Below are 25,018 nucleotides of genomic sequence, written 5' to 3' on the forward strand. Positions count from 1 at the left end.
CCCCAGCCGGGTCAAAACACGTCCCGAACCGGCGTGCGATCCGGGCTCTCGGGCCCCGCGGGCAGCGCGGCCACCGCCCGCAGCACCCGCGGCCGTATACATGTCCATGCCAGTACGGCAGCGACGGCCCACAGCATCGCCGCGTCCTTGAAGGCCCGCCGGTGCAACCCCTCCAGGTGGGGCCAGACCAGCCCGGTGACCTGCGGCACGAGCGCGGCCCAGAACCACACCGCACGGGGCACCGAGCCCGGCAGGACCACCGAGGCCACCAGCGGCGGCAGCACCACCAGCAGGTAGTGGTCGAAGGACGGCCGGGACACCAGGAAGGCCGCGAGCATCAGCATCGCGGCGGTCTCCACGAGCCGCAGCGCCCCCGCGTCACCGCGCCGCCACCGCACCCGGGCGCACCAGAGCCCGGCCACCGCCGCCACCGCCGCCACCCCGTACGCCGCGGTCTCCGGCACGCCCAGCCGGGTGAGGATCATGCCGAGCGAGGCGTCGAAGGGCCGCGCGAAGCTGTCCTGGCCGTGCAGCAGGAACGGCAGCGTCCGGGTGAAGAACATGCCCGGCCGCGGCATCACCGGCGCCGCCAGCGCGGACGCCGCGACGGGCACCGCCACCGCCACCGCGAGGGCCCGCCACCGCCGCGCCAGCACCAGCAGCAGGAGCAGCGGCGCCAGCAGCGGCTTGAGGGCCAGCGCGAGCCCGAGGACCGCCCCCGCGGCCACCCACCGGCTGCGCAGCGCCAGCAGCAGCACCAGGGGCAGCGCGGCCACGGAGGCCAGCGTCCAGTTCCCGATGTTCACCACGTTGCGGAACGGCTCGAAGAACGCCAGGGCCGCCACACCGAGCACCGCCAGCCGGCTCCGTACGGGAATCCGGAAGATCCGCAGCGAGACCAGCCAGCCCAGCACCACCAGCACCACGCCCGCCACCGGCACCAGCAGCCGCAGCTCCCCCGTGGACAGCAGCGCTTCGGGCACCGCGGCCAGCACCGCGCTCGGCAGATACAGGAACCGCTTGTCGGCGTACGGGGCCTCGCCGTCCAGCAGCGCCCGCGCCGCCTTGACCACGAAGTCGTTGTCCATGCCGACAGTGGGGCTGTGCCGGTGGATGTGGAAGACCACCGCCCCCATCAGGACGGCGGCCACCGCCCACAGGGGCCACGGGGCCCGCCTGAGCAGCCACCCGACAACCGGCGAGTCCCCGGGCCGCACCGCGTCCCGGACCTCACCAGCGCCCGCCGTGCCGGTCTTCTCCGCGCTCATGCGTCCATCTAAGAGCCGCCCCGACAGGCCCACCACCGCACGCGTCCAAGCGGTGACCCGGGGCTACCGCTTCCGCTCCACCCTGCGCTCGTCCCACACCGGCCCGGCCGTCTCCCGCACCCGGCCGTCCGCGCCGAAGACCAGGTACCGGTCGAAGGAGCGCGCGAACCAGCGGTCGTGCGTCACCGCCAGAACCGTCCCCTCGTACGCCTCCAGCCCCTCCTGGAGCGCCTCGGCGCTCTCCAGGTCGAGGTTGTCGGTCGGCTCGTCCAGCAGCAGGGCGGTCGTCCCCTCCAGCTCCAGCAGCAGGATCTGGAAGCGCGCCTGCTGGCCGCCCGACAGCCGCTCGAAGCGCTGCTCGGCCTGACGCTCCAGCTCGTACCGGCGCAGCGCGCTCATCGCCTTGCCCCGGTCCTTGGCGTGTTCCGTCCACAGGATGTCCAGAAGCGTGCGCCCCTCCAGCTCCGGATGGGCGTGGGTCTGCGCGAAGTGACCCGGCACGACCCGCGCGCCCAGCTTCCAGGCACCCGTGTGCGCCACCGGGTTCCCGGAGTCACCCGCCAGCAGCCGCAGGAAGTGCGACTTGCCGGAGCCGTTCGACCCCAGCACCGCGACCCGCTCCCCGTAGAAGACCTCCAGGTCGAACGGCTGCATCAGCCCGGTCAGCTCAAGGTTCTCGCAGGTCACAGCCCGTACGCCGGTACGGCCGCCCTGGAGCCGCATGGTGATGTCCTGCTCGCGCGGCGGCTCCGGCGGCGGGCCGGCCTCCTCGAACTTGCGCAGCCGGGTCTGCGCGGCGTGGTACCGCGAGGCCAGCTCGTGGCTGTTCTCCGCGGCCTGCCGCAGATTGCGCACCAGCTTCTTCAGCTGCTCGTGCTTCTCGTCCCAGCGCCGCCGCAGCTCCTCGAAGCGGGCGAAGCGCTCCTTGCGGGCCTCGTGGTACGTGCCGAAGCCCCCGCCGTGCACCCACACGTCCGACCCGGCCGGGCCCGGCTCGACGCTGATGATCTTCTCGGCGGAGCGGGCCAGCAGCTCCCGGTCGTGGCTGACGAACAGCACCGTCTTCTTCGTCTCGCGCAGCCGCTCCTCCAGCCAGCGCTTGCCCGGCACGTCGAGGTAGTTGTCCGGCTCGTCCAGCAGCAGCACCTCGTCGGTGCCGCGCAGCAGGGACTCCAGCACCAGCCGCTTCTGCTCGCCGCCGCTGAGCGTGCGCACCTGCCGCCACTGCGCCTTCTCGTACGGGACGCCCAGCGCGGCCATGGTGCACATGTCCCAGACCGTCTCGGCCTCGTACCCCCGCGCCTCGGCCCAGTCGCTGAGCGCCTGCGCGTACGCCATCTGCGCGGCCTCGTCGTCCACCGTCATCACGGCGTGCTCGGCCGCGTCCACCGCCGCGGCGGCCTCCCTGAGCCGCGGCTGCGCCACCGACACCAGTAGGTCCCGCACGGTCCGCTCGTCCCGCACCGACCCTACGAACTGCGGCATCACGCCCAGCCCGCCGCTGACGGTCACCGCGCCGCCGTGCGGCTGGAGCTCCCCCGCGATCAGCCGCAGCAGCGTCGTCTTGCCCGCCCCGTTGGCGCCGACCAGGGCGACCGAGGCGCCCTCGCCGGCCCTGAAGGACACGTCGCCCAACAGCACCCGCCCGTCCGGCAGGTAGTACTCCAGATGCCCGGCTTCCACGTGTCCCATAGCCCCGGATTGTCTCCGGCCGCCCCGCGTTCCACCAACCGGTTTAGGATGCGCGGCATGAGCTTTGGGCATGGTGGGCCGTTCGGGCCCGGGGGACCTGACTCCTCGACTCCTGACTGGGACGCACTCGCCGACGAGAGCGAAGCGCGCGGCAAACGCCGCCGCTGGCTGATCATCGGCGGCGGGGCGCTGGCGACCGCGGCCGTGGCCGGCATCGTCGCCACCGCCGTGATCACCAGCAACAAGGACGACACCAACCTGCCGCAGGCCCAGAAACTGCCCGACGAGCCCGACGCCCCCAAGCCGTCCTTCTCCGACGTCACCGTCCCGCCGCCGCCCAACCCGCGGGACTACATCACCGACCCCAAGAAGGACACCGCGGCGCTCACCCCGGCCACCCTCTTCCCCGAGAAGGACATGGTGCTCGGCAAGAACAGCTACCCCCGGATGAGCACCGCCACCACCGGCGACTGCACGGCCGGCACCCACGGCCCCCTCGGCTCGGTGCTCCAGCACAACGGCTGCAAGCAGCTGCTGCGCGCGACGTACTCCAAGGACGGCGTGGCGGTCACCGTCGGCGTCGCGGTCTTCGGCTCCAAGGACGCCGCCTTCAAGGTCAAGGCCGCCAACAAGGCCAGCCTCGCGCCGCTGGCGGGCGGCGGCGTCGGCTCCTTCTGCCAGGGCGCGCCCTGCACCATGTACACCAACGCCACCGGCCGCTACGCCTACTTCACCATCGCCGGCAACCTCGACGGCTCGGCCGTCACCAAGGCCTCCGCCAAGGCCCTCCAGATAGCTCGCGACGGCGGCAAGTACGCGTACAACCGCATCTGGCAGCGCGGCACGGACCAGGCGGCGAAGGCCGCCCGCGCCCAGTCCTGACCCCCGCCCGGGGACGGCTCAGCAGCAGCCGGCCCCCGGCAGGGTCCGCTTGTTGCGGGCCTCCTTGTTACGGGCCATGAGCTGGTCGTCCGCCGGGTAGCCGACCTCCTCCAGGGTCAGCCCGTGCGGCCGTACGACGTGCACCGCCGAGTCCCGCACCCCGGCCGCCAGCACCTTCCCCGGCCACTCCACCGGCCGGTGCCCGTCCCCCACGAACAGCAGCGCGCCCACCAGTGAGCGCACCATGTTGTGGCAGAAGGCGTCCGCCTTCACCGTCGCGGTCACGATCCCGTCCGCGTCCCGCACCCAGCTCAGCGTCTGGAGGGTACGGATCGTCGTGGCGCCCTCGCGCCGCTTGCAGTACGCCGCGAAGTCGTGCTCCCCCAGCAGGGCCTGCGACGCCTCGTTCATCGCGTCGACGTCCAGGTCCCAGTCGTGCCACAGCACGTGGCCGCGCAGCAGCGGGTCCACACCGCCCGGGTGGTCGGTCACCCGGTAGGCGTACCGCCGCCAGACGGCCGAGAACCGCGCGTTGAACCCGTACGGCGCCTCTTCCGCCCGCCACACCCGTACGTCCTTCGGCAGCCGCCCGGCCAGCCGCCGCCGCAGCTTGTCCGCGTGCTCGGCCCACAGCTCCGCCGGCAGGTCCACGTGCGCCACCTGTCCGCGCGCGTGCACCCCGGCGTCCGTGCGCCCCGCCACGGTCAGCTCGTACGTCTCGGCCGACCGCGTCACCGTCCGCAGCGCGGTCTCCAGCTCCTCCTGGACCGTGCGCCGCGCCCGCTGCTTGGCCCAGCCCGAGAAGTCCTTCCCGTCGTACGAAAGGTCCAGCCGCACCCGTACGAAGCCGGGCTCCACTTCATCGCTCACGCGTGCATCCTCTCAAGCGGAACGGGCCCGCCCCCCTGAGGGGAGCGGGCCCGTCCGGTGGCCTGTGTCAGGCTCAGGCGTCCTTCGACTCCTCGGCCGGGGCCTCGGCGGCCTCGCCCTTGGTGTCCTCGGCCTTGGCGGCCTCGTTGGACTCCTTCACCGCGCGCTTGGTCGCGGCCTCGGCCTCGTCGACGGTGGCCTTCTTGGCGATCTCGCCCTCGACCAGCTCGATGACGGCCATCGGGGCGTTGTCGCCACGACGGTTGCCGATCTTGGTCACGCGGGTGTAGCCACCCGGGCGCTCCTCGAAGCGCGGCGCGATCTCCGTGAAGAGCGTGTGCACGACGCTCTTGTCCGAGATCAGCTGCATGACCTGACGGCGGTTGTGAAGGTCACCCTTCTTCGCCTTGGTCACCAGACGCTCGGCGTACGGACGCAGACGACGGGCCTTGGCCTCGGTCGTCGTGATGCGGCCGTGCTCGAACAGCGCGGTGGCCAGGTTGCGCAGCATGAGACGCTCGTGCGCTGCGCTGCCGCCCAGACGGGCACCCTTGGCGGGCTTCGGCATGGTATTTCTCCTTCATTGCTGCACCGGCCGTATCAGGTACCGGTGTCAGTTCCCACGAGGCGGCCGCCCCGCGGAAGTTTTTTCATTTCAAGCCCGTCCGGCACTTGAGGACGAGGCCTCAGGGCCGATCAAGCCTGCACCCAAGTACGGCGGGCCGCCGTTCCCGGCCAACCCGCCGTACGGCGGCTCAGTACTGCTCGGTCTCCACGAACCCGGCATCCGCGTCGTCATCGGCGCCAAACGCGTCAGCCGCAGCGGTCGGGTCGAACCCGGGGGGCGAGTCCTTCAGGGCCAGGCCCATGCCGGCCAGCTTCGCCTTGACCTCGTCGATCGACTTCGCACCGAAGTTGCGGATGTCGAGCAGGTCCGCCTCGGAGCGGGCGACGAGCTCACCCACGGAGTGGATGCCCTCGCGCTTGAGGCAGTTGTACGACCGAACGGTGAGCTCCAGCTCCTCGATCGGCAGCGCCAGATCGGCGGCCAGGGCGGCGTCCGTCGGGGACGGGCCCATGTCGATGCCCTCGGCGTCGATGTTGAGCTCGCGGGCCAGACCGAACAGCTCGACCAGGGTCTTGCCGGCCGACGCCATGGCGTCACGGGGACGCATGGCCTGCTTGGTCTCGACGTCGACGATCAGCTTGTCGAAGTCGGTGCGCTGCTCGACACGGGTCGCCTCGACCTTGTAGGTGACCTTCAGCACGGGGCTGTAGATGGAGTCGACCGGGATACGGCCGATCTCCTGGCCCACCTGCTTGTTCTGCACGGCGGAGACGTAGCCGCGGCCGCGCTCGACGGTCAGCTCCATCTCCAGCTTGCCCTTGCCGTTGAGCGTGGCGAGGACCAGGTCGGGGTTGTGCACCTCGACACCGGCCGGCGGGGCGATGTCCGCGGCGGTGACCAGGCCGGGGCCCTGCTTGCGCAGGTACATCACGACGGGCTCGTCGTGCTCCGAGGAGACGACCAGCTGCTTGATGTTGAGGATGAGGTCGGTGACGTCCTCCTTGACGCCCGGCACGGTGGTGAACTCGTGCAGGACACCGTCGATGCGGATGGACGTGACCGCCGCACCCGGGATCGAGGAGAGGAGCGTACGACGCAGGGAGTTGCCGAGGGTGTAGCCGAAGCCCGGCTCCAGCGGCTCGATCACGAACCGGGAGCGGTATTCGTCGACGACCTCTTCGGTCAGCGAGGGGCGCTGAGCGATCAGCATGAGGTGTTTCGCCTTCCAGTCTTGGCACCCGCTATTTGATGCCAGCTGCGCCGGACGGTGGCCCGGCGGTTCCTACAAGGGTACGGGCGGCACGGCGCGGCTCCCAGGAGTCGCGGCGTACCGCCCGAAAAGTGCCCGGTGACGGCCCGCGCCGGAGCGCGGACCGACAGGCTGCGGCCGTCGAGCGGCCGCGCGACGTCAGACGCGACGGCGCTTGGGGGGACGGCAGCCGTTGTGCGGCGTGGGGGTGACGTCCTGGATCGAGCCGACCTCCAGGCCGGTGGCCTGGAGCGAGCGGATCGCGGTCTCACGGCCGGAGCCGGGACCCTTGACGAAGACGTCGACCTTGCGCATGCCGTGCTCCTGCGCGCGGCGGGCGGCCGACTCGGCAGCCATCTGCGCGGCGAACGGCGTGGACTTGCGCGAGCCCTTGAAGCCCACGTGGCCCGCCGAGGCCCAGGAGATCACGTTGCCCGTGGGGTCGGTGATCGAAACGATGGTGTTGTTGAACGTGCTCTTGATGTGAGCGTGCCCGTGGGCAACGTTCTTCTTCTCCTTGCGGCGCACCTTCTTGGCGCCGGCCGTACGGCCCTTCGGAGGCATGTGTTACTCCCGGTGGAGGTGGTCGGTCCTACAGCGAAGACCGCTGATGAGCGTCCGCTGAGGACTACTTCTTGCCCGGCTTCTTCTTGCCGGCGATCGCGCGACGCGGACCCTTGCGGGTACGGGCGTTCGTGCTGGTGCGCTGACCGTGCACCGGCAGGCCGCGGCGGTGACGCAGACCCTGGTAGCAGCCGATCTCGACCTTGCGGCGGATGTCGGCCTGGATCTCGCGACGGAGGTCACCCTCGGTCTTGAGGTTGTTGTCCACGTACTCGCGGATCTTGACCAGGTCTTCCTCGGCCAGGTCGCGAACGCGGGTGTCCGGGTTCACGCCGGTGGCGGCGAGGGTCTGCTGCGACAGGGTGCGCCCGATGCCGAAGACGTAGGTGAGGGCGACCTCCACGCGCTTTTCGCGCGGGAGATCAACGCCTGCGAGGCGTGCCATTGATGTGGCTCCTGATGTATTCGGAGGTCTTCCGCAGCACCGTTCCCGTAAGACTCTTGAGCATTACGAGCCGGGTCCCCGGCCTCCGAGCCGGGGGTGTCGTCCCACGTGCGCGTGCACGAGGGGTCGGGTGACTGCGTATGTACGTATTGCGTGCGTATGCGTCGCGCGAAGATACTGCGAAATGCAGAGAGGTCGGCGTGCGTCAGCCCTGGCGCTGCTTGTGGCGCAGGTTGTCGCAGATCACCATGACCCGGCCGTGGCGGCGGATCACCTTGCACTTGTCGCAGATCTTCTTGACGCTCGGCTTGACCTTCATGGGATGTGAGGTTCTCCGGGTCAGTGCCGCCACCCCACGGGAGGGGGCGTCGACAAGATCTACTTGTAGCGGTAGACGATCCGGCCACGCGTCAGGTCGTAGGGAGAAAGCTCCACGACGACCCGGTCATCCGGGAGGATACGGATGTAGTGCATCCGCATCTTTCCGCTGATGTGCGCGAGGACCTTGTGACCGTTCTGGAGCTCCACCTTGAACATTGCGTTCGGCAGGGACTCGATCACGGTGCCCTCGATCTCGATGGCACCTTGCTTCTTGGCCACGCTTCGCCCTTCGAATCGGCTACCTTGATCGACTTCGTACCGCCATTTACCCGACAAACAGGCACACGGATGCACGACAGCCGACGCGTCAGTCTACGTCAGGGTTCCCGAAAAGACGAATCCACGATTATTGCCCACGGACAGTGATCGTTACGCCTCGGGGCCGGTGACGCGCCGGAACGTCGTCGCGGTCAGGCCAGCGGGTCGGGTGCGGCCTCGACGCCCAGCTCCGCCAGCTTCGCCTTGCCGCCGTCGGGGGCGGTCAGCACCAGCGGGCCCTGCTCGGTCATCGCGACCGAGTGCTCCCAGTGCGAGGACCAGCTGCCGTCGTTCGACTTGACCGTCCAGTCGTCTTCCAGGACGTGGGTCTTGGCCGTGCCCAGGTTGACCATGGGCTCGATGGCGATGCAGAAGCCGGGGACCAGCTTCGGGCCGCGGCCGCGCTTGCGGTCGACGTAGTTCAGCAGGTGCGGGTCCATGTGCATCTGCGAGCCGATGCCGTGGCCGCCGTAGTCCTCGACGATGCCGTACTTGCCGTTGGAGGGGCGCGGCTGGCGGCGGATGTAGCCCTCGATCGCCTTGGAGATGTCGACCAGGCGGTTGCCCTTGCGGACGGCCGCGATGCCGGCCCACATGGACTCCTCGGTCACCCGGCTCAGCTCGACCAGCTCCGGAGCGTGACCGGAGCCCACGAAGGCGGTGTAGGCCGCGTCGCCGTGCCAGCCGTCGATGATCGCGCCGCAGTCGATGGAGATGATGTCGCCGTCGGTCAGGACGGTGTCGGTGTCGGGGATGCCGTGGACGACGACGTCGTTGACCGACGTGCAGATCGTCGCGGGGAAGCCGCCGTAACCGAGGAAGTTCGACTTGGCGCCGTGCTCGGCCAGCACCTTGCGCGCGGCGTCGTCCAGATCCTTGGTGGTGGCGCCGGGCACCGCCACCTCCCGGGTGGCCGCGTGGATGGCGGCGACCACCAGCCCCGCCTCGCGCATCTTCGCGATCTGCTCGGGGGTCTTGATCTCCACCATGGGGGCTTACGCCTTCCTGAACCGACTACTACGACGCTGCTGCGGCGGCACCGGCCGCCTCCATACACGATACGGCCGCGGTGCCCGGGCCCGGGCACCGCGGCCGTATGCGCGGTTCTCGCTGCTTGTCAGGCCTTGCCGAGCGCGCCCATCGCGCGCTGGGTGACCTCGTCGACCTTGCCCAGGGCCGGGATCGTGACGACCAGGTCCTGCGCCTTGTAGTGGTCGATGATCGGCTCGGTCTCCGTGTGGTAGACCTCCAGCCGCTTGCGGACGGTCTCCTCGCGGTCGTCCTCGCGCTGGTAGAGGTCACCGCCGCAGAGGTCGCAGACGCCCTCGGTCTTCGGCTTGTGGTAGTCCACGTGGAAGACATGGCTGCCGTCGTTGCGGCAGATCCGGCGGCCCGCGATCCGCTTGACGACCTCGTCCTCCGGGACCTCCAGGTCCAGGACGGCGTCCAGCTTCACGCCCTTGCCCTTGAGGTACGCGTCCAGCGCCTCGGCCTGGCCGAGGTTGCGCGGGAAGCCGTCCAGCAGGAAGCCGTGCCCGGCGTCCTCCTGGTCCAGCCGGTCCTCGGCCATCGCGATCGTCACCGAGTCGGGGACCAGGTTGCCCGCGTCCATGTAGGACTTCGCCTCTTTGCCGAGGTCGGTGCCCTGGCTGATGTTGGCGCGGAAGAGGTCGCCCGTGGAGATGTGCGGGATCGAGAGGTTCTTGGCCAGGTACGCGGCCTGCGTACCCTTGCCTGCCCCAGGAGGCCCGACGAGGACGATTCGCATCAGCGGAGGAACCCTTCGTAGTTGCGCTGCTGGAGCTGGCTCTCGATCTGCTTCACGGTCTCCAGACCCACACCCACGATGATCAGGATGCTCGTCCCGCCGAACGGGAAGTTCTGGTTGGCCTTGAACAGCACCAACGCCACGGTGGGCACCAGCGCGATCAGACCCAGGTACAGCGAGCCCGGCCACGTGATCCGGTTGAGCACGTAGCTGAGGTACTCGGCCGTGGGGCGACCGGCCCGGATCCCCGGGATGAAGCCACCATACTTCTTCATGTTGTCGGCAACTTCTTCGGGGTTGAAGGAGATGGCGACGTAGAAGAACGCGAAGAAGACGATCAGCAGGAAGTACGTGACGATGTAAACCGGGTGGTTGCCCTTGGTGAAGTTGGTTTCGATCCAGGTCGCCCAGCCGGCCTTCGACCCGCTGAACTGTGCCACCAGGGCCGGGATGTAGAGCAGCGACGAAGCGAAGATGACGGGGATCACACCCGCCTGGTTCACCTTGAGCGGGATGTAGGTGGACGTACCGCCGTACGAGCGGCGTCCGATCATCCGCTTGGCGTACTGCACGGGGATCCGCCGCTGGGCCTGTTCGACGAAGACGACCAGGGCGACCATCGCCAGGCCCACCAGGATGACGGCGAAGAACTCGATCCAGCCGTCGGCCAGCTTGCCGGACATCTTGATCTGCCACAGCGAGCCGGGGAACCCGGCCGCGATGCCGACGAACATCAGGATCGACATGCCGTTGCCGATGCCGCGGTCGGTCACCAGCTCACCGAGCCACATGACCATCGCCGTACCGGCGGTCATCGTGATGACCATCGTGATCGTCGTGAAGATGGAGTCGCTCGGCACGATCTCGCTGGCGACGGGGCAGCCCTGGAACAGCGCACCGCTCTTGGCGGTGGCGACCAGGCCGGTGCCCTGGAGGATCGCCAGCGCGACGGTCAGGTACCGGGTGTACTGGGTGATCTTCGCCTGTCCGGACTGGCCCTCTTTCTTGAGGGCCTCCAGACGGGGGATCACCACGGTCAGGAGCTGGAGGATGATGCTTGCCGTGATGTACGGCATGATCCCCAGCGCGAAGATCGTGATCTGGAGCAGCGCACCACCGCTGAACATGTTCACCAGGCCGAAGAGACCGCCGTTGGCGCCGGCCTGCTTCATGCAGGTGTCGACATTGGAGTAGTTCACCCCGGGTACCGGAACGTGCGCTCCGAGCCGGTAGACGAGCACGATGCCCAATGTGAACAGCAGCTTCTTGCGCAGGTCGGGCGTCTTGAACGCTCGGGCGAACGCGGTGAGCACGGTGCCTCCTGCGCCTCCCGCCTCTGGAGCGAGAGGTGACGGTCTTGAGGATCGACGAATACAAAGCGGCCAAAACCGCGCAGACATTAGCCCACGCGGTGGGGGTCCGAGGGAAGAACCCCCGGAAAATACAGCAACAGTGCACGCCACCTTACCGGCGACCATGCCCCCCTTGGAACGACCAACCGGGGATGCCCCAATACGTGGGCATCCCCGGTCAGTTGATCCACTGAACTCAGATGAGCTCGGTGACGCTGCCGCCGGCAGCGTCAATCTTCTCCTTGGCGGAGCCGGAGACGGAGTCCACCGTCACCGTCAGCGCCACGGAGATCTCGCCCTGGCCCAGGACCTTGACGAGCTCGTTCTTGCGCACCGCGCCCTTGGCGACCAGGTCGGCCACCGTGACCTCGCCACCCTGCGGGTACAGCGCGGCCAGCTTGTCCAGGTTCACGACCTGGAACTGCTTGTGGGCGGGGTTCTTGAAGCCCTTCAGCTTCGGGAGGCGCATGTGGAGGGGCATCTGCCCGCCCTCGAAGCGCTCCGGAACCTGGTAGCGGGCCTTCGTGCCCTTGGTACCACGACCCGCGGTCTTACCCTTGGACGCCTCACCACGACCCACACGGGTCTTGGCGGTCTTGGCGCCCGGGGCAGGACGGAGGTTGTGGACCTTCAGCGGGTTGTTCTCCGCCATGTCAGTCGACCTCCTCGACCGTCACGAGGTGGCGGACGGTGTGCACCATGCCGCGGAACTCGGGGCGGTCCTCCTTGACAACCACGTCGTTGATGCCCTTGAGGCCCAGCGAACGAAGGGTGTCGCGGTGGTTCTGCTTGCTGCCGATGATGGACTTGCTCTGGGTGACCTTGATGCGCGCCATTACGCGTTCACCCCGGCACGCGCCCGCAGCAGAGCGGCGGGAGCAACGTCCTCCAGCGGCAGGCCACGGCGGGCGGCGATCTCCTCGGGCCGCTGAAGGCCCTGGAGCGCTGCGCGCGTGGCGTGCACGATGTTGATCGGGTTCGACGAACCGAGCGACTTGCTCAGCACGTCGTGAATGCCCGCGCACTCCAGAACGGCGCGCACCGGGCCACCGGCGATCACACCGGTACCGGGGGAAGCCGGCTTGAGCAGGACGACGCCCGCAGCCTCTTCGCCCTGGATCGGGTGCGGGATGGTGCCGCCGATACGGGGGACCTTGAAGAAGTTCTTCTTGGCCTCCTCAACGCCCTTGGCGATGGCGGCCGGCACCTCCTTGGCCTTGCCGTAACCGACACCCACGGTGCCGTCACCATCGCCCACCACGACCAGCGCGGTGAAGCTGAAGCGACGACCACCCTTCACAACCTTGGCGACGCGGTTGATTGCGACAACACGCTCGACGTAGGCGGTCTTCTCGGCAGCTGCGCCGCCGTCCCGCCGGTCCTTACGGTCCCGCCGCTCGCCGCCACCGGCACCGCTCCCGCGGCGCTGGGGTCCAGCCATTGGAATTACCTCTCTCTGTTACGTCCGCTAGCTACGGAACCGGGGCTTAGAACTTCAGCCCGGCTTCGCGGGCGGCGTCGGCCAGAGCGGCAATCCGCCCGGCGTACTGCTTGCCACCACGGTCGAACACGACGGCCTCGACACCGGCGGCCTTGGCGCGCTCGGCGACCAGGGAGCCGACCTGCTTGGCCGAGTCCGTCTTGTTGCCCTCGCCGCCACGGATCGACGCGTCCAGGGTCGACGCCGACGCCAGGGTGTGCCCCTGGATGTCGTCGATGACCTGGGCGGTGATACCGCGGTTGGTACGCGTCACGACCAGACGCGGACGCTCCGGCGTACCCGAAATCCGCTTACGGATGCGGATGTGGCGACGCTTCGCGGCGGCGCGCTTGTAGGCGTCACCCTTCGCGACCTTCACACCGTATGCCATGGCTTACTTACCAGCCTTTCCGACCTTGCGGCGGATGACCTCGCCGGCGTACTTGACGCCCTTGGCCTTGTACGGGTCGGGCTTGCGCAGCTTGCGGATGTTCGCGGCGACCTCGCCGACCTTCTGCTTGTCGATGCCCTCGACGCTCAGCTTGGTCGGGGACTCGACCTTGAACGAGATGCCCTCGGGCGCCTCGACCAGGATCGGGTGGCTGTAGCCGAGCGAGAACTCCAGGTTGGAGCCCTTCGCCTGGACGCGGTAACCGACACCGCTGATCTCGAGCGCCTTGGTGAATCCCTGGGTCACGCCGGTGATCATGTTCGCCACCAGCGTGCGGGACAGGCCGTGCAGGGCCTTGTTCTGACGCTCGTCGTTCGGGCGGGTGACAGCGATGAAGCCGTCCTCACCCTTGGCGACCTCGATGGGCGCGGCGACGGTGTGCTGCAGGGAGCCCTTGGGACCCTTCACCGAAACCGTGCGGCCGTCGATGGTGACGTCCACACCAGCGGGAACCTGGATGGGCAGCTTGCCAATACGCGACATTAGCTATTCCTCCGTTCCCGAATTACCAGACGTAGGCGAGAACTTCTCCGCCTACGCCCTTCTTGCTGGCCTGCTGACCGGTGAGGAGCCCGTACGACGTGGAGATGATCGCCACGCCCAGGCCGCCGAGCACCTTCGGCAGGTTGGTGGACTTTGCGTAGACCCGCAGGCCCGGCTTCGAGATGCGCTTGATGCCGGCGATCGAGCGCTCGCGGTTCGGGCCGAACTTCAGCTCGAGGGTGAGGTTCTTGCCGACCTCGGCGTCCTCGACCTTCCAGCCGGTGATGTAGCCCTCCTGCTGGAGGATCTCCGCGATGTGCGACTTGATCTTGCTGTGCGGCATCACGACGGTGTCGTGGTACGCCGAGTTCGCGTTACGCAGACGCGTGAGCATGTCTGCGATGGGGTCAGTCATGGTCATGAATTGGCCTTCGGCCTCTCTCGCCGGGGTTTCCTGTATGCGCCATCCCTCTCCCCGAGCTGGGTCGGGACGGGTGCGGCGCGGGGACCTTCGGCGTAGTAAGTCGTTCCTGGGCGACGGGGCGCCCAACCCTTCTACCCTACGGGATCGAAGGGCGGGGCCCCGCCGAACAGATGCTTACCGAGAGACTCCGGAACCACCCACATGATTCCTGACGCCCGCCAGGCTGCCCTGGGGCAGCGCTGGTTGGGCGACGGGAGGGGGTGTTACCAGGAGCTCTTGGTCACGCCCGGCAGCTCGCCACGGTGAGCCATCTCACGGAGGCACACGCGGCACAGGCCGAACTTGCGGTACACGGAGTGCGGACGGCCGCAGCGCTGGCAACGCGTGTACGCGCGCACAGCGAACTTCGGCTTGCGGGCCGCCTTAGCGATCAGAGCCTTCTTCGCCACGGTCAGTTCTCCTTGAACGGGAAGCCGAGGTGACGAAGCAGGGCGCGGCCCTCATCGTCGTTGGACGCCGTGGTGACCACGGTGATGTCCATGCCCCGCTGCCGGTCGATCTTGTCCTGGTCGATCTCGTGGAACATGACCTGCTCCGTGAGACCGAAGGTGTAGTTGCCCCGACCGTCGAACTGCTTCGGGGACAGACCACGGAAGTCGCGGATGCGCGGCAGCGCGAGCGACAGCAGGCGGTCCAGGAACTCCCACATACGGTCACCACGGAGGGTGACGTGGGCACCGATCGGCTGGCCCTCGCGCAGCTTGAACTGCGCGATGGACTTACGGGCCTTGGTGACGGCCGGCTTCTGACCGGTGATCGTGGTGAGGTCCTTGATGGCACCGTCGATCAGCTTGGAGTCGCGGGCGGCGTCGCCCACACCCATGTTGACCACGATCTTGGTCAGACCGGGGATCTGCATGACGTTCTCGTACGAGAACTCGTCCTTCAGCTTCCCGGCGATCTCTTCGCGGTAGCGCTGCTTGAGGCGCGGCGCGTTGGTGGTGGCAGTCATCAGATGTCCTCACCGGTCCGCTTGGCAACGCGGATCTTGTTGCCCTCATCGTCGAAGCGGTACCCGACGCGGGTGACGACCTTGTTGCCGTCCTTCTCCACGATCAGCTGAACGTTGCTGACGTGGATGGGGGCCTCGGTCGTCACAATGCCGCCGGTCTTGGAGCCACGAGCGGTCTGACCGGCCTTGGTGTGCTTCTTGACCCGGTTGACACCCTCGACCAGGACACGGTCCTCGCGGGGGAAGGCCGCGATGACCTTGCCCTGCTTGCCCTTGTCCTTGCCGGTGATGATCTGGACCAGGTCGCCCTTCTTGATCTTCATCGGTTACAGCACCTCCGGCGCGAGCGAGATGATCTTCATGAACTTCTTCTCGCGCAGCTCCCGGCCCACCGGGCCGAAGATACGGGTGCCGCGGGGGTCGCCATCGTTCTTGAGGATGACGGCCGCGTTCTCGTCGAAGCGGATGTACGAGCCGTCCGGACGGCGGCGCTCCTTGACGGTGCGAACGATGACCGCCTTGACGACGTCACCCTTCTTCACGTTGCCACCGGGGATCGCGTCCTTGACGGTGGCGACGATGACGTCACCGATGCCCGCGTAGCGGCGGCCCGAGCCACCGAGAACACGGATGGTGAGAATTTCCTTCGCACCCGTGTTGTCGGCGATCCGAAGCCGCGACTCCTGCTGGATCACGTCTATCTCCTGATCGTCTGCCGGTTCCCGGCGGGGGCCTCATTGCTGAGGCCCGCCGCCGAGCCTGGCGGAACTGACCTGGGGGAAACCCCCCAGGCGGTATCTAGCGGAATTCCCGAACGGGAAATTCCTTACTTGGCCTTCTCGAGGATCTCGACGATGCGCCAGCGCTTGCTCGCCGACAGCGGACGCGTCTCCATCAGGAGGACGCGGTCGCCGACACCGGCAGCGTTCTGCTCGTCGTGCGCCTTGAGCTTGTTCGTACGGCGGATGACCTTGCCGTACAGCGCGTGCTTGACACGGTCCTCGACGGCGACGACGACGGTCTTGTCCATCTTGTCGCTGACGACGAGACCCTCGCGGGTCTTGCGGAAGCCGCGGTCGTTCGTCTCAGTCACATTCTTCTCGCTCATCAGGCGCTCTCCACCGTCTCGATGCCCAGCTCGCGCTCACGCATCAGGGTGTAGATCCGGGCGATGTCCTTGCGGACGGCCTTCAGCCGGCCGTGGTTTTCGAGCTGTCCCGTCGCCGCCTGGAAGCGGAGGTTGAACAGCTCCTCCTTGGCCTCACGAAGCTTCGCGACGAGGTCCTCGCCATTCAGCTCGCGCAGCTCGGTCGCCTTGGTACCGGCCGCCATCACGACTCACCTGCCTCGCGCCGCACGATGCGGCACTTCATCGGAAGCTTGTGGGCGGCGCGGGTCAGCGCCTCCTTGGCAACCTTTTCGTTCGGGAAGGACAGCTCGAACATCACCCGACCGGGCTTGACGTTCGCGACCCACCACTCCGGAGAACCCTTACCGGAACCCATGCGGGTTTCGGCCGGCTTCTTCGTCAGCGGGCGGTCCGGGTAAATGTTGATCCAGACCTTGCCGCCACGCTTGATGTGACGGGTCATGGCGATACGAGCGGACTCGATCTGCCGGTTCGTCACGTAGGCGGGGGTCACGGCCTGAATGCCGTACTCACCGAAGGCAAGCTCGGTGCCACCCTTGGCCATACCGTTGCGCTTCGGGTGGTGCTGCTTGCGGTGCTTGACCCTGCGAGGGATCAGCATGTCGGTCAGCCCTCCGTTCCGGTGCTCTCAGCAGCCGGAGCAGCGGCAGCGGCTTCGGCCTTGGGGGCCTCGGCAGCGGCGTTCTGCTGCGGCTTGCGGCCGCCACGGCCGCCACGCTCGCCACCGCGGCGCGGACGGTCGTTGCCGCCTCCACCACGGGCCGGGCGGTTACCCGCACGGGCGGCAGCGTTCTCGGCGCGGACCTCGGCGATGTTCTTGACGTCGCCCTTGTAGATCCAGACCTTCACACCGATACGGCCGAAGGTGGTCTTGGCCTCGAAGAAGCCGTAGTCGACGTTGGCGCGGAGCGTGTGCAGGGGCACGCGGCCCTCGCGGTAGAACTCCGAGCGCGACATCTCGGCGCCGCCGAGACGGCCACCACACTGGATCTTGATGCCCTTGGCGCCGGCCTTCATCGTCGACTGCATGCTCTTGCGCATGGCGCGACGGAAGGAGACGCGGGAGGACAGCTGCTCGGCGACGGCCTGGGCCACGAGCTGAGCATCGGTCTCGGGGTTCTTGACCTCGAGGATGTTCAGCTGGACCTGCTTGCCGGTCAGCTTCTCCAGTTCGCCGCGGATGCGGTCGGCCTCGGCGCCGCGGCGGCCGATGACGATGCCCGGACGAGCGGTGTGGATGTCGACGCGGACGCGCTCACGGGTGCGCTCGATCTCCACCTTCGAGATGCCGGCGCGCTCCATGCCCTTCGTCATCATGCGACGAATGGCGACGTCTTCCTTGACGTAGTCCTTGTACAGCTTGTCGGCGTACCAACGCGACTTGAAGTCGGTGGTGATGCCGAGCCGGAACCCGTGCGGGTTAACCTTCTGGCCCATTACCGGGTTCCTTCCTTGCTGCTGACGACCACGGTGATGTGGCTGGTCCGCTTGCGGATCCGGTAGGCACGGCCCTGGGCACGCGGACGGAACCGCTTCAGGGTCGGGCCCTCGTCGACGTACGCCTCGGAAATGACGAGGCTGCCGGCGTCGGTGTGGTCGTAGTTGTGCGCCGCGTTGGCAATGGCGCTGTCCAGCACCTTGCCAACGGGCACGCTCGCGGCCTGCGGGGCAAAACGCAGGACCGCCTGAGCCTCCGTGGCATCCATGCCACGGATAAGGTCCACCACGCGGCGGGCCTTCATGGGCGTGACGCGGATGTACCGCGCCTGGGCCCTGGCTTCCATGGTTGTCCCTTCGGTGTCAGTCATAGTCTTCGCACTCCGGTCGATCAGCGACGACGCGACTTGCGGTCGTCCTTCTCGTGGCCGCGGAAGGTGCGGGTCGGCGCAAACTCGCCGAGCTTGTGGCCGACCATCGACTCGGTGACGAACACCGGGACGTGCTTACGGCCGTCGTGCACCGCGATCGTGTGGCCGAGCATGGCCGGGACGATCATGGAGCGGCGGGACCAGGTCTTGATGACGTTCTTGGTGCCGGCTTCGTTCTGAACATCCACCTTCTTGGAAAGGTGGTCGTCGACGAAGGGCCCCTTCTTGAGACTACGCGGCATCTAAACCCGCTCCTAGCGCTTCTTGTTCGTCTTGCGGCGGCGGACGATGTACTTGTTCGAAGCCTTCTTCGGCGAACGCGTACGACCCTCCTTCTGGCCCCACGGCGAGACCGGGTGGCGACCACCGGAGGTCTTGCCCTCACCACCACCGTGCGGGTGGTCGACCGGGTTCATCACGACACCACGCACGGTCGGGCGGACGCCCTTCCAGCGCATACGGCCGGCCTTGCCCCAGTTGATGTTCGACTGCTCGGCGTTGCCGACCTCGCCGACGGTGGCGCGGCAGCGCACGTCGACCAGACGGATCTCACCGGACGGCATACGAAGGTGGGCCATGGTGCCCTCCTTCGCCAGCAGCTGCACGGAGGCACCGGCGGACCGGGCGAACTTCGCGCCGCCGCCGGGCCGAAGCTCGATGGCGTGGATCGTCGTACCGACCGGGATGTGGCGCAGCGGCAGGTTGTTGCCCGGCTTGATGTCGGCGCCCTGGCCGTTCTCAATCCGAGCACCCTGCACCAGGCCACGCGGCGCGATGATGTAGCGCTTCTCGCCGTCTGCGTAGTGCAGCAGCGCGATGCGAGCGGTGCGGTTGGGGTCGTACTCGATGTGCGCGACCTTGGCCGGCACGCCGTCCTTGTCGTGACGACGGAAGTCGATCACTCGGTAGGCGCGCTTGTGGCCACCGCCCTGGTGGCGAACGGTCACACGACCGGCGTTGTTACGGCCGCCCTTGCTGTGCAGCGGGCGGACCAGCGACTTCTCCGGCGTGGACCGCGTGATCTCGACAAAGTCGGCGACGCTGGAGCCACGACGGCCCGGGGTCGTCGGCTTGTACTTGCGGATACCCATTTCTCAGTCCTCGTCCGATTCCGGACGACTCGGACTCCGTTAGGAGACCGGGCCGCCGAAGATGTCGATACGGTCGCCCTCGGCAAGGGTCACGATGGCGCGCTTGGTGTTGGCGCGCTTGCCGAAACCGGTGCGGGTGCGCTTGCGCTTGCCCTGGCGGTTGATCGTGTTGACCCCGGTGACCTTGACCGAGAAGACCGCCTCGACGGCCTGCTTGATCTGGGTCTTGTTCGCACGCGGGTCGACGATGAACGTGTACTTGTTCTCGTCCAGCAGCGCGTAGCTCTTCTCGGAGACGACCGGCTTGACCAGAAGGTCGCGCGGGTCCGAGAAGGACTTGCTGGTAACGGTCGCCTCAGTCATCAGGCGGCGCTCCCTTCGAGCTCAGCGGCCTTGGGACCAGCCACGAAGGACTCGAAGGCGGCCTTGGTGAAGACCACGTCGTCGGAGACGAGCACGTCGTACGTGTTCAGCTGGCCCGGCTCCAGGATGTGGACCTGGGGCAGGTTGCGGGCGGAGAGCCACGCGGCCTCGTCGGCGCGCTCGGCGACCAGCAGCACGTGCTTGCGCTCGCTGATCTTGCCGAGGAGAACCTTGGCGGCCTTGGTGGAGACCTCGCCCTCGACCACGCCGGAGACGACGTGGACGCGGCTGTTGCGGGCCCGGTCGGTGAGGGCACCGCGCAGGGCGGCGGCCTTCATCTTCTTGGGGGTCCGCTGCGAGTAGTCACGCGGCACGGGACCGTGCACGACGCCACCGCCGGCGAACTGCGGCGCACGGGTCGAACCCTGGCGCGCGCGGCCGGTGCCCTTCTGGCGGTACGGCTTCTTGCCACCGCCGCGGACCTCTCCGCGAGTCTTGGTCTTGTGCGTGCCCTGACGGGCCGCGGCCAGCTGCGCGACGACGACCTGGTGGATCAGCGGAACGCTGACCTTCGCGTCGAAGATCTCCGTGGGGAGTTCGACGGTCCCGGCCTTGTCGCCTGCCGGCGAAAGGATGTCAATGGTGCTCATCGGTTACCTCAGGCCCCCTTGGCCGCGGTACGGACCAGGACGAGGCCGCCGTTCGGACCAGGAACTGCGCCCTTGATGAGCAGCAGACCCTTCTCCGCGTCAACGGCATGGACGGTCAGGTTCTGGGTGGTGACCCGCTCGTTGCCCATACGGCCGGCCATCCGCATGCCCTTGAACACGCGGCCCGGGGTGGCGCAGCCACCGATGGAGCCCGGCTTGCGGTGCACGCGGTGGGCACCGTGCGAAGCCTTGCCGCCGTGGAAGCCGTGACGCTTCATGACACCGGCGAAGCCCTTGCCCTTGCTCTTGCCGGTCACGTCCACCTTGACGCCGGACTCGAAGGTCTCGGCGGTCAGCTCCTGGCCGAGGGTGTACTCACTGGCGTCAGTGGTACGGACCTCGACGAGGTGACGGCGGGGGGTGACGTCGGCCTTCGCGAAGTGGCCCTTGAGGGGCTTGTTCACCTTGCGCGGGTCGATCTCGCCGAAGGCGATCTGGACGGAGTCGTAGCCGTCCTGGTCATTGGTGCGCACCTGGGTAACGACGCAGGGGCCGGCCTTGACCACAGTGACCGGGACGACACGGTTGTTCTCGTCCCAGACCTGGGTCATGCCGAGCTTCTCGCCCAGGATGCCCTTGATCTGCTTAGCCATCTCTACTGCGCCTCTCAGAGCTTGATCTCGATGTCAACGCCGGCCGGAAGGTCCAGGCGCATCAGCGAGTCAACGGTCTTGGGCGTCGGGTCGAGAATGTCGATCAGGCGCTTGTGCGTGCGCATCTCGAAGTGCTCGCGCGAGTCCTTGTACTTGTGCGGCGACTTGATGACGCAGTACACGTTCTTCTCGGTGGGGAGCGGCACCGGGCCCGCGACCGACGCACCAGTACGGGTCACCGTCTCGACGATCTTCTTCGCCGACGTGTCGATGACCTCGTGGTCGTAGGCCTTGAGCCGGATGCGGATCTTCTGTCCCGCCATGGCTACTTCGTAGTCCTGTCTCTCGTAACGCTCTGGGACCCGGCACGTTGCCGTTCATCCACCGACCCACGCGGTCGGGCGTGTCGCGCTCCTTCCCGCAGATCCCCGCAAGGGCGATCCTTCGAGAAGGAAAACGTGGGGGATGAACACCCACCGGGCGCCTGGCTGAGGCACCCCGCTGCACTTCCCGGAAGATTCCCGTACTTCCGCCCCTGATAAGAGGCGACGAATACCTAGGACTCGCTTCCAGTCCCCCCGGCGGGAGGCGCGCAGCATCGGCACTCAACCGAGCAACCTGGACAGTGTGCCACACCAGCGGCGAACGCTGCCAATCGGGCGGGAGATCGTACACCGCGTCACACCGTCCGGATGCACGGACCCGCCTGCGGCGTGCCGGGCCGGGCCGCCCGCCGGACGCCCGCGGCCCCGCTGTCACGCGGCGATGGCCAGCTGCCACTGGACGCGGGCGGACTCCTCGGTGAGACGGTCGTCACTCTCCACGGCGAAGGCGGCGTGCGGGAAGTCGCGGGCCTGGCGGAGCCACTCGCCGACCGTCGCCGTCCCGGACACGGGGACGACACGGCCGGAGCGGTCCGGGCCGCGGCTGGACAGGACCGTGACCGTGAACTGGTCGGTCTCGGTCACCAGCACCACGTCGTGCGGGATCTGCGCCACGCGCTCCATCACCCCGCGCGCCGGCTCCCGCCCGTCGGCCACGACCAGGACGTGGTCGCCGTGCTCGTCCGTGGTCCCCCCGAACCCCGCCAGTATGCCCAGGAACCGGTTTATGTGGCGGTTGCGCAGCTCGTCGATGACGCGCTGGCGCCCCTCCTGGAAGCCCGTGGTCGCGGCGAAGCGGAACGTCAGCGAGACCCGTCCGGCCAGCGCCACGTCGATCTCCGCCATCTCCTCGCGCGTGGGGTGGGCGGCCCCGTCGCCGAGGCCGTGCGCGGCGAGCCAGCGGTCGACCTCCGCCCACAGCCACGCCTGGGAGCGCCCTACGGTCCCCTCGGCGGCCGGGAACGGCGCGCCCCGGACCTTGCGCACTCCGGCGACCCACTGCGCGACGTTCTGCCGGGAGCGTCCCGTGCGCTCGGCGATCTCGTGTATGCCGACCAGGTCGCGGTCGAGGCGGAGCACCCGCAGGCGCGGCGCCGCGGCGCGCGCCGCCGAGGCCGCTTCGAGCGCGGCCCGGACCGCGCAGTCTCCGGGCCAGGTGATGCTGAGCAGGTCGGTGCCGCCGGCCCGCGCCAGAAGGGCGTCACAGGTCTCGCGCAGCGCATCGACGGCGTCCTGGTCGTCGACGGTCGCACCCGTGACGACGAAGGTGAAGTCGTAGTCCATGGCGGCGTCCCCCTAGTCCTTGGGCAGGGTCGCAGTTCTGTTGTCGTTCGTCAACAGACAAAGCATGACAAACCCTGCCGCACCCCGCACAGGCAACTGTCGTAAAACGAGCACTCTCCGACGGCTCACCTCAGTTGACGCCATGGTCACGCTTCGCCACGCGGCATCCCCGTGAGACTGCGGTTCGCCGCGTCGCCCGGCAGCGGGCACCGGGCCGCCAGCCGGTCGATCACGCGCGCGTGCGCCGTGGGGCTGCGCGGCGTACCCGACACCGGAATGACGGTGCACCGCCCCTGGCACGGGCAGTAGAGCCGCCCCCAGTGCCCGTCCTTGCGCAGCACCCACCCCCGGGCCGTCCACTTCTCCAGGACCCGCCGCACGTCCTTCTTGGAGTGGTCGCCGGGCTTGATCTCGCTGCCGACCACCCGCTCACCGCCCGTCGGCGCATACGGACGGCACGGGCAGCACGGACGGCACAGACAGCGCCGACGGCCCGCGGCGCACGCGCGGCTTCGGGGCGGATGCAGAGCCGGCGTTCCGCACGGCACGGGCGACGGGGTGGGCAAGTACCACGAGAGGTTGACTCCTCTGGTGCCGACTGGACTTCGTGAGGCGACGCCTGACCCCCTCGGCGCGAGCCGCCCCTCCCAAGACGGTGACGCTCCGATACCAGTACGTTACTCCAAATGACGGAAGGCCCCTCGCAATTCCGTGCGCGCCGCACCCCGCGCCCCGGACTTCCGCGCCGCGCGGCACGACGGTGCACCCGTCCCCGCTCCCCGCTCCGGCTCACGACCGCGCACCTCGGCGCGCCCCGCGAGCGCCGGGCGTAAAAAGCAATACCGGCCCGCGCGATACGCGCCGTATTGCACTGCTGCCAAAATCCTACAGCTCACAATAAATGGAAGCCTTCCGAATGAAGCTGGGAGCCGGGCGACTACGCACCGCCTCCGGGGGAATCCTGAACCGTATCGACCGGGCGAGCGGGAAAGGGGTTTCCGTGCAGTGTTTCCGGTATGGAAAAGGAATTCCCGCCCCTGCGCACGGACGGAATCCGGTCCCGCGCGCCGCGAAAGGGCGAAGGGAGTGACCGGCACACCGGGCCCCGCCTCCGCGCCCCTGCCGCCGCCCCGCCGCGAGCGCGGCCCGGCCTCCCGGGCCGCGGCGACGTTCGGCTCGCTCCGCGTCCGCAACTACCGGCTGTTCGCCGCCGGGCAGGCCGTGTCCCACACCGGTACGTGGATGCAGCGCATCGCCCAGGACTGGCTGGTCGTCGAGCTGACCGGCTCCCCCGCCGCCGTCGGGATCACCGTCGGGCTCCAGTACGCGCCCATGCTGCTCCTCGGCCTGCACGGCGGCCTGATCGCCGACCGGCTGCCCATGCGCGGGCTGCTGCTGCGGACCCAGACCGCACTGGGCGCGACGGGCCTGGCCCTGGCCGCGCTGGTGCTGTCCGGTGAGGTCCGGCCCTGGCACGTGTACGTCATGGCGGCCGTGCTGGGCCTGGTCTCCGTCGCGGACGCCCCCGCCCGGCAGGCGTTCGTCGCCGAGCTGGTCGGGCCGGAGCAGCTGCGCAACGCGGTGAGCCTGAACTCGGCCACCTTCCAGGCCGCCCGCCTGGCCGGGCCGGCCGCCGCCGGCGTCGTGATCACGGTGGTGGGCAGCGGCTGGGCCTTCCTCCTCAACGGCCTCTCCTACCTCGCGCCCCTCACTGCCCTGCTGCTCATACGCCCCGGCGAGATGCACCCGGCCGAGCGCGCCCCGCGCGGCGGCGGCCAGGTCAGGGCGGCGCTGCGCCAGGTCCGCCGCGATCCCGACCTGCTGTGGCCGATCGTGCTGGTCGCCTTCATCGGCACGTTCGGCTTCAACTTCCCCGTCTGGCTGACCGCGTTCACCGTGCAGGTCTTCCATACGGGCTCCGGCGTGTACGGGCTGCTCAACTCCCTGCTGGCGGCGGGCGCGGTGGCGGGCGCGCTGTGGGCGGCGCGCAGTCCCGCGCCGCCGCGGCGGGTGCTGACCACCGCGGCGCTGCTGTTCGGGGCCCTGGAGACGGCCGCCGCCCTCACCCCCTCCCTGTGGGCCTTCGCGGCCCTGCTGGTCCTGACCGGCATGTCCGGCCTGGTCGTCACCGTCACCGCCAACGCGCACGTCCAGCTGACGGCCGACGCCGCGGCGCGGGGCAGGGTGATGAGCCTCTTCAAGATCGCGTTCATGGGCGGCACACCGGTGGCCGCACCGGCCGTCGGCTGGGTCACCGAGGTCTGCGGACCCCGCGCCGGATTCCTCACCGGCGGTCTGACCTCCCTCGCGGCGGCCGCCGCCGTCGGCTTCGCACTGTCCCGTACGGCGCCGGAACCGGATACGGCCCCGGAACCGGATACGGACGGGGACACGGGCACAGCCGTACGGACGTGAGCCCCGGCAGCGCA

37 protein-coding genes are annotated in these 25,018 nt (G+C 68.6%); 2 read left to right on the plus strand and 35 right to left on the minus strand.

The annotated features are described in order from the left end of the window. Positions 1 to 11: 11 nt before the first annotated feature. Positions 12 to 1,268: a glycosyltransferase 87 family protein gene (locus A6A06_RS39575; RefSeq protein WP_073768942.1), complete on the minus strand. Its 1,257-nt coding sequence runs from the start codon at positions 1,266 to 1,268 to the stop codon at positions 12 to 14. A gap of 63 nt (positions 1,269 to 1,331) precedes the next feature. Beyond that, positions 1,332 to 2,960 carry an ABC-F family ATP-binding cassette domain-containing protein gene (locus A6A06_RS39580; RefSeq protein ID WP_073768943.1) on the minus strand — a complete coding sequence of 543 codons (1,629 nt, stop codon included), beginning with the start codon at positions 2,958 to 2,960 and terminating at the stop codon, positions 1,332 to 1,334. Between the two features lie 57 nt (positions 2,961 to 3,017). Between A6A06_RS39580 and A6A06_RS39585 the strand changes: the two genes are divergently transcribed. Continuing rightward, on the plus strand, positions 3,018 to 3,842 hold the full coding sequence (locus A6A06_RS39585) for a hypothetical protein (protein WP_073768945.1): 825 nt from the start codon (positions 3,018 to 3,020) through the stop codon (positions 3,840 to 3,842). Between the two features lie 18 nt (positions 3,843 to 3,860). Here A6A06_RS39585 and truA read toward each other — a convergent pair whose 3' ends face one another. The 33 genes from truA to A6A06_RS39755 form a co-directional block, all read right to left on the minus strand. Beyond that, positions 3,861 to 4,712 (minus strand): tRNA pseudouridine(38-40) synthase TruA, encoded by an 852-nt coding sequence (gene truA / locus A6A06_RS39590; protein ID WP_073768947.1) that lies wholly within the window; start codon positions 4,710 to 4,712, stop codon positions 3,861 to 3,863. Positions 4,713 to 4,785: 73 nt separating this feature from the next. After that, positions 4,786 to 5,280, minus strand: a complete 495-nt coding sequence (rplQ, locus tag A6A06_RS39595; protein WP_073768949.1) for a 50S ribosomal protein L17 — start codon at positions 5,278 to 5,280, stop codon at positions 4,786 to 4,788. A gap of 187 nt (positions 5,281 to 5,467) precedes the next feature. Then, positions 5,468 to 6,490 carry a DNA-directed RNA polymerase subunit alpha gene (locus A6A06_RS39600; protein WP_003956430.1) on the minus strand — a complete coding sequence of 341 codons (1,023 nt, stop codon included), beginning with the start codon at positions 6,488 to 6,490 and terminating at the stop codon, positions 5,468 to 5,470. A 198-nt stretch (positions 6,491 to 6,688) separates the two neighbouring features. Next, positions 6,689 to 7,093 (minus strand): 30S ribosomal protein S11, encoded by a 405-nt coding sequence (rpsK, locus tag A6A06_RS39605; RefSeq protein ID WP_004571845.1) that lies wholly within the window; start codon positions 7,091 to 7,093, stop codon positions 6,689 to 6,691. A gap of 64 nt (positions 7,094 to 7,157) precedes the next feature. Continuing rightward, positions 7,158 to 7,538 (minus strand): 30S ribosomal protein S13, encoded by a 381-nt coding sequence (gene rpsM / locus A6A06_RS39610; protein ID WP_006604894.1) that lies wholly within the window; start codon positions 7,536 to 7,538, stop codon positions 7,158 to 7,160. Positions 7,539 to 7,743: 205 nt separating this feature from the next. Further along, entirely contained in the window at positions 7,744 to 7,857 is a 114-nt protein-coding gene (gene rpmJ / locus A6A06_RS39615) for a 50S ribosomal protein L36 (protein ID WP_003956441.1), read from the minus strand. 59 nt (positions 7,858 to 7,916) lie between these two features. After that, a complete protein-coding gene (gene infA, locus A6A06_RS39620; protein ID WP_003956442.1) occupies positions 7,917 to 8,138 on the minus strand; it encodes a translation initiation factor IF-1 in 222 nt (73 codons plus the stop codon). A gap of 191 nt (positions 8,139 to 8,329) precedes the next feature. Next, on the minus strand, positions 8,330 to 9,166 hold the full coding sequence (map, locus tag A6A06_RS39625) for a type I methionyl aminopeptidase (protein WP_073768951.1): 837 nt from the start codon (positions 9,164 to 9,166) through the stop codon (positions 8,330 to 8,332). Positions 9,167 to 9,294: 128 nt separating this feature from the next. Next, positions 9,295 to 9,945 carry an adenylate kinase gene (locus tag A6A06_RS39630; protein WP_073768953.1) on the minus strand — a complete coding sequence of 217 codons (651 nt, stop codon included), beginning with the start codon at positions 9,943 to 9,945 and terminating at the stop codon, positions 9,295 to 9,297. After that, the gene (gene secY / locus A6A06_RS39635; protein ID WP_073768955.1) at positions 9,945 to 11,258 is read right to left on the minus strand and encodes a preprotein translocase subunit SecY; all 1,314 of its coding nucleotides are present in this window, start codon (positions 11,256 to 11,258) and stop codon (positions 9,945 to 9,947) included. The genes A6A06_RS39630 and secY overlap by 1 nt, the downstream gene beginning before the upstream one ends. A gap of 235 nt (positions 11,259 to 11,493) precedes the next feature. Beyond that, complete coding sequence (rplO, locus tag A6A06_RS39640; protein WP_073768957.1) at positions 11,494 to 11,949, minus strand: 50S ribosomal protein L15; 456 nt, start codon at positions 11,947 to 11,949, stop codon at positions 11,494 to 11,496. 1 nt (position 11,950) lies between these two features. Beyond that, positions 11,951 to 12,133, minus strand: a complete 183-nt coding sequence (rpmD, locus tag A6A06_RS39645) for a 50S ribosomal protein L30 (RefSeq protein ID WP_073768959.1) — start codon at positions 12,131 to 12,133, stop codon at positions 11,951 to 11,953. Continuing rightward, positions 12,133 to 12,738, minus strand: a complete 606-nt coding sequence (rpsE, locus tag A6A06_RS39650; RefSeq protein WP_073768961.1) for a 30S ribosomal protein S5 — start codon at positions 12,736 to 12,738, stop codon at positions 12,133 to 12,135. The genes rpmD and rpsE overlap by 1 nt, the downstream gene beginning before the upstream one ends. A 46-nt stretch (positions 12,739 to 12,784) precedes the next feature. Next, complete coding sequence (rplR, locus tag A6A06_RS39655) at positions 12,785 to 13,168, minus strand: 50S ribosomal protein L18 (protein ID WP_073768963.1); 384 nt, start codon at positions 13,166 to 13,168, stop codon at positions 12,785 to 12,787. Positions 13,169 to 13,171: 3 nt separating this feature from the next. Next, entirely contained in the window at positions 13,172 to 13,711 is a 540-nt protein-coding gene (gene rplF / locus A6A06_RS39660; RefSeq protein ID WP_073768965.1) for a 50S ribosomal protein L6, read from the minus strand. Between the two features lie 22 nt (positions 13,712 to 13,733). Continuing rightward, entirely contained in the window at positions 13,734 to 14,132 is a 399-nt protein-coding gene (rpsH, locus tag A6A06_RS39665; protein WP_073768967.1) for a 30S ribosomal protein S8, read from the minus strand. 266 nt (positions 14,133 to 14,398) lie between these two features. Next, the gene (locus tag A6A06_RS39675; protein WP_004571834.1) at positions 14,399 to 14,584 is read right to left on the minus strand and encodes a type Z 30S ribosomal protein S14; all 186 of its coding nucleotides are present in this window, start codon (positions 14,582 to 14,584) and stop codon (positions 14,399 to 14,401) included. 2 nt (positions 14,585 to 14,586) lie between these two features. Beyond that, positions 14,587 to 15,147: a 50S ribosomal protein L5 gene (gene rplE, locus A6A06_RS39680; protein WP_073768971.1), complete on the minus strand. Its 561-nt coding sequence runs from the start codon at positions 15,145 to 15,147 to the stop codon at positions 14,587 to 14,589. Beyond that, on the minus strand, positions 15,147 to 15,470 hold the full coding sequence (gene rplX / locus A6A06_RS39685) for a 50S ribosomal protein L24 (RefSeq protein WP_073768973.1): 324 nt from the start codon (positions 15,468 to 15,470) through the stop codon (positions 15,147 to 15,149). Before rplX ends, rplE begins: the two co-directional genes overlap by 1 nt. A gap of 3 nt (positions 15,471 to 15,473) precedes the next feature. Next, positions 15,474 to 15,842, minus strand: a complete 369-nt coding sequence (rplN, locus tag A6A06_RS39690) for a 50S ribosomal protein L14 (RefSeq protein WP_073768975.1) — start codon at positions 15,840 to 15,842, stop codon at positions 15,474 to 15,476. Positions 15,843 to 15,973: 131 nt separating this feature from the next. Beyond that, a complete protein-coding gene (rpsQ, locus tag A6A06_RS39695) occupies positions 15,974 to 16,255 on the minus strand; it encodes a 30S ribosomal protein S17 (protein WP_030283447.1) in 282 nt (93 codons plus the stop codon). Continuing rightward, positions 16,255 to 16,479: a 50S ribosomal protein L29 gene (gene rpmC / locus A6A06_RS39700; RefSeq protein ID WP_073768977.1), complete on the minus strand. Its 225-nt coding sequence runs from the start codon at positions 16,477 to 16,479 to the stop codon at positions 16,255 to 16,257. Before rpmC ends, rpsQ begins: the two co-directional genes overlap by 1 nt. Further along, positions 16,479 to 16,898 (minus strand): 50S ribosomal protein L16, encoded by a 420-nt coding sequence (gene rplP / locus A6A06_RS39705; protein ID WP_004571829.1) that lies wholly within the window; start codon positions 16,896 to 16,898, stop codon positions 16,479 to 16,481. The genes rpmC and rplP overlap by 1 nt, the downstream gene beginning before the upstream one ends. Before the next feature lie 5 nt (positions 16,899 to 16,903). Further along, positions 16,904 to 17,734, minus strand: coding sequence for a 30S ribosomal protein S3 (gene rpsC / locus A6A06_RS39710; RefSeq protein ID WP_030016987.1), 831 nt, complete (start codon positions 17,732 to 17,734; stop codon positions 16,904 to 16,906). Further along, the gene (gene rplV / locus A6A06_RS39715) at positions 17,734 to 18,081 is read right to left on the minus strand and encodes a 50S ribosomal protein L22 (RefSeq protein WP_006604878.1); all 348 of its coding nucleotides are present in this window, start codon (positions 18,079 to 18,081) and stop codon (positions 17,734 to 17,736) included. The genes rpsC and rplV overlap by 1 nt, the downstream gene beginning before the upstream one ends. A 44-nt stretch (positions 18,082 to 18,125) precedes the next feature. Beyond that, complete coding sequence (gene rpsS, locus A6A06_RS39720) at positions 18,126 to 18,407, minus strand: 30S ribosomal protein S19 (RefSeq protein ID WP_014054167.1); 282 nt, start codon at positions 18,405 to 18,407, stop codon at positions 18,126 to 18,128. A gap of 12 nt (positions 18,408 to 18,419) precedes the next feature. Further along, positions 18,420 to 19,256 (minus strand): 50S ribosomal protein L2, encoded by an 837-nt coding sequence (rplB, locus tag A6A06_RS39725; protein ID WP_073768979.1) that lies wholly within the window; start codon positions 19,254 to 19,256, stop codon positions 18,420 to 18,422. A 39-nt stretch (positions 19,257 to 19,295) separates the two neighbouring features. Continuing rightward, positions 19,296 to 19,619 carry a 50S ribosomal protein L23 gene (gene rplW, locus A6A06_RS39730; RefSeq protein ID WP_030016990.1) on the minus strand — a complete coding sequence of 108 codons (324 nt, stop codon included), beginning with the start codon at positions 19,617 to 19,619 and terminating at the stop codon, positions 19,296 to 19,298. Continuing rightward, positions 19,619 to 20,269 carry a 50S ribosomal protein L4 gene (rplD, locus tag A6A06_RS39735; RefSeq protein WP_073768981.1) on the minus strand — a complete coding sequence of 217 codons (651 nt, stop codon included), beginning with the start codon at positions 20,267 to 20,269 and terminating at the stop codon, positions 19,619 to 19,621. The genes rplW and rplD overlap by 1 nt, the downstream gene beginning before the upstream one ends. 8 nt (positions 20,270 to 20,277) lie before the next feature. Further along, positions 20,278 to 20,922: a 50S ribosomal protein L3 gene (rplC, locus tag A6A06_RS39740; RefSeq protein ID WP_030016992.1), complete on the minus strand. Its 645-nt coding sequence runs from the start codon at positions 20,920 to 20,922 to the stop codon at positions 20,278 to 20,280. Positions 20,923 to 20,936: 14 nt separating this feature from the next. After that, complete coding sequence (gene rpsJ, locus A6A06_RS39745) at positions 20,937 to 21,245, minus strand: 30S ribosomal protein S10 (RefSeq protein WP_004571821.1); 309 nt, start codon at positions 21,243 to 21,245, stop codon at positions 20,937 to 20,939. A gap of 432 nt (positions 21,246 to 21,677) precedes the next feature. After that, positions 21,678 to 22,589, minus strand: a complete 912-nt coding sequence (locus A6A06_RS39750) for a helix-turn-helix transcriptional regulator (protein ID WP_073768983.1) — start codon at positions 22,587 to 22,589, stop codon at positions 21,678 to 21,680. 146 nt (positions 22,590 to 22,735) lie between these two features. Beyond that, positions 22,736 to 23,014, minus strand: a complete 279-nt coding sequence (locus A6A06_RS39755; protein ID WP_073768985.1) for a hypothetical protein — start codon at positions 23,012 to 23,014, stop codon at positions 22,736 to 22,738. Positions 23,015 to 23,675: 661 nt separating this feature from the next. On the opposite strand from A6A06_RS39755, the gene A6A06_RS39760 reads away from it, so the two are divergent. Continuing rightward, positions 23,676 to 25,004: an MFS transporter gene (locus tag A6A06_RS39760; protein WP_073768987.1), complete on the plus strand. Its 1,329-nt coding sequence runs from the start codon at positions 23,676 to 23,678 to the stop codon at positions 25,002 to 25,004. Positions 25,005 to 25,018: the final 14 nt, after the last annotated feature.

This window comes from Streptomyces sp. CB02923 (assembly GCF_001905005.1).
GTDB lineage: Bacteria > Actinomycetota > Actinomycetes > Streptomycetales > Streptomycetaceae > Streptomyces.